The organism is Streptomyces sp. A0642 (assembly GCF_004795105.1).
Lineage (GTDB): Bacteria > Actinomycetota > Actinomycetes > Streptomycetales > Streptomycetaceae > Streptomyces.
This window is the reverse complement of sequence record NZ_SSBL01000063.1, coordinates 1-2,825: the sequence shown is the minus strand read 5'-3', so window position 1 is coordinate 2,825 and position 2,825 is coordinate 1. Positions and strand designations below refer to the sequence as shown.

General features: G+C 70.0%; 2 protein-coding genes. Both read left to right on the top strand.

The genetic code is table 11. From position 1 onward, the window contains the following. The first annotated feature begins 280 nt into the window (after positions 1-280). Positions 281-1,381 (top strand): SMP-30/gluconolactonase/LRE family protein, encoded by a 1,101-nt coding sequence (locus E6R60_RS36345; RefSeq protein WP_240802824.1) that lies wholly within the window; start codon positions 281-283, stop codon positions 1,379-1,381. Continuing rightward, positions 1,378-2,814: an MFS transporter gene (locus E6R60_RS36340; protein WP_136331002.1), complete on the top strand. Its 1,437-nt coding sequence runs from the start codon at positions 1,378-1,380 to the stop codon at positions 2,812-2,814. Before E6R60_RS36345 ends, E6R60_RS36340 begins: the two co-directional genes overlap by 4 nt. Positions 2,815-2,825: the final 11 nt, after the last annotated feature.

Below are 2,825 nucleotides of genomic sequence, written 5' to 3'. Positions count from 1 at the left end.
CGGCCCGCGCCGTGTCCCGGAATGCCTCGAAGGAGACAGTCCCGGTACGTCCTAGGTCCTCTACATATCGTGCGGCGGCCGACCTAGATTCGATGGTGTGCCGCAGTGAACGCGCCCCCGGCGTGTAAGGGCATTTTTGAATTCATCGACCTCGCACCGCCCATTGCGCCGCCGGAATACGCATGCTCCGTGCACCTTTTTCCCCTCACTTCACGCAGTGCGGATTCCGCCGGCCCACCATGAGAGGAACACCGTGTCCCGCGCCCTTCCGCTAAGAGCCGTGCTCGCCTCCGCGGCCGTTCTCACGGCGATCGCGCCGATTGCCCTTCCGGCCCCCGCCCTGGCGGTCTCCCCCTCTCCGGCGGCTGCTGTCGCCGGCCGTCACGCCGGACCGGACGTGATCGACACCCGGGCTGCCGACGTCTACCCGGAGGGCGTCGCCTGGGATCCCACGCGCCGCGCCTTCCTGGTGGGCTCCGCGCTGAAGGGCACCCTCTCGGTGATCCGGCTGGACGGCACCGTCAAGGAGCTCGCGCCGAGCATCGGCATGGTGTCCACGCTCGGTATCCGGGTGGACGCCGCGCGCAACCGCATCCTCGTCGCGTACAGCGACTTCTGGATCCGCCAGCGCCTGGACGTCGGGGATCAGCCCCCGACCTCGGGCGTGGCCGTCTTCGCCCTGGACACCGGCAAGCTGCAGCGCCGTATCGACGTCGCCCTGGGGCATGACCGGACCTTCGCCAACGACCTGACCTTCGACCCGCGGGGCAACATCTACGTCACGGACTCCGTGTCGGAGACGCTGCAGCGGATCGACCTCGCCGGCCGTGTCACCCCGGTGGTGACCGATCCCCGCTTCGCGGCGCAGGTCGTCGGCCTGAACGGCATCGTCTGGCATCCGGACGGCTATCTGCTGGCCGTTCGCTACGACGACGGCCGCATGTTCCGCATCGACCCGAAGGCGCCGGCCGGCCGCAAGGTGGCGGAGGTGGATCTCGCCGAGCCGCTGGTGGGCACGGACGGTCTGGGACTGCGTCCCGACGGCTCGCTGGTCGTCGTCACCAACTCCATCGGCGAGGCGGTCGGGGCGCCGGGCGGGGTGGACGGCGTCAAGGTCGTGGGTTCGCGGGACGGCTGGCGCAGTGCCGGCATCCGTTCCCGGGTGGAGCCGTGGCCCGTCGGCGGCCCCACGACGGTCGCGGTGACTCCGTACGGCGACTACGTGCTCAGCGGTGAGGTCGGAACGGTTCTGGTCGGGCAGACCTCGGACCGGATCGTCCTGCGCCGTCTTCCCGGCTCGGGCCCCCGGCACCACGGCCAGAGCGCCACGGGCCGCTCCACGAGCGGCACCTCCACAAGCAGCAAGGGGAATCTCCGATGACGACAACCAAGAGCCGAGGCGTTCTCTGGGCGTTGGTCGCCACGTCCCTGCCCATGTTCATGGTCTCGCTGGACAATCTCGTCGTCACGAACGCGCTGGCGGAGATCAGCAAGGACTTCGACGTCAAGCAGTCGGAGCTGCAGTGGGTGATGAACGGCTATGTGCTGGCCTTCGCCGGTCTGCTGCTGGCGGGTGCGGCGCTGGGTGACCGGTTCGGCAGGCGTCGGGTGTTCCTCGGCGGTATCGCCCTGTTCACCGCGTCCTCCGTGGCGTGTGCGATGGCCGGTTCCGTCGTGACGCTCGTCATCGCCCGGGTGTGCCAGGGCGCGGGCGCCGCGGCGATCCTTCCGGTGTCGCTGACCCTGGCGGTCGGCGCGGTCTCCCGTGCGCAGCGGAATCTGGCCGTGGGGGTGTGGGGCGGCGTCAACGGCCTCGGCATCGCGGCCGGTCCGCTCGCGGGTGGTCTGGTGACCGAGAAGATCGAGTGGAGCTGGATCTTCTGGATCAATGTGCCGGTCGGCGTGATCGCCCTGCCGCTCGCCCTGTGGGCGGTCAGTGAGAGCCGCGGCAAGGAGCGGAGCCTGAACGTCCCGAGCATGGTGCTGGTGACGGCTTCGGTCGTCTCGGCGGTATGGGGCATCGTGTCGGCCGCCGACCACGGCTGGACCGACACCGCCACGCTGACCGGGCTGTCGCTGACGGTGGTCCTGGCCATCGGGTTCATCGTCTCCGAGCGGAACAGCAAGCACCCGCTCATCCCCGCCCACATGTACCGGGCGCCGGCGTTCGTGCTGAGCAACGTGGTGTCGATCACGATGTACTTCGGTGTCTTCGGGTCGATCTTCTTCCTGACGCAGTTCCTGCAGGGCCCGATGGGCTACTCGCCGTTCGAGGCGGGGCTGCGCACGATTCCGTGGACGCTGGCGCCGATGTTCGTGGTGCCGGTCGCCAGCCAGTTCGTGGACCGGATCGGCGGCGGTGTGCTGCAGGCGGCGGGTTGTGCGCTGCAGGGGATCGGCCTGGGCTGGATCGCCCTGGTCGTCACGCCGGACGTCGGGTACGGAGCGATGGTGCCGGCGCTGGCGCTGGCCGGTATCGGTATGGGTCTGGTCTTCGCGGGGAACCCCGCCACGGTGATCTCGGCGGTGCCGGAGAACGAGCAGAACAAGGCGTCCGGCGCCAACAACACCAGTCGTGAGTTCGGCGGTGCGCTCGGTGTGGCGGCGCTGACCACGGTGTTCAGCAGGCAGTTCGCCGACAACACCTCGGGCGACCCGGCCGCGGCGTTCACCGACGGCCTGGAGGCCGCCCTGTGGATCGGTGTGGTCGTGGTGATGCTCGGCGCGGTGAGCGGTCTGTTCATCCGGCGCAGCGCGGAGCGGGCCGGCGACGACGCCGCCGCCGAGAGCACGGCGTCGGTGCCGGTCGGCTGACCGCCCCCGGC

Excerpts from the sequence above, each read along its gene's own strand:
- E6R60_RS36340 (WP_136331002.1), top strand. The coding sequence starts at position 1,378 with ATGACGACAACCAAGAGCCGAGGCGTTCTCTGGGCGTTGGTCGCCACG.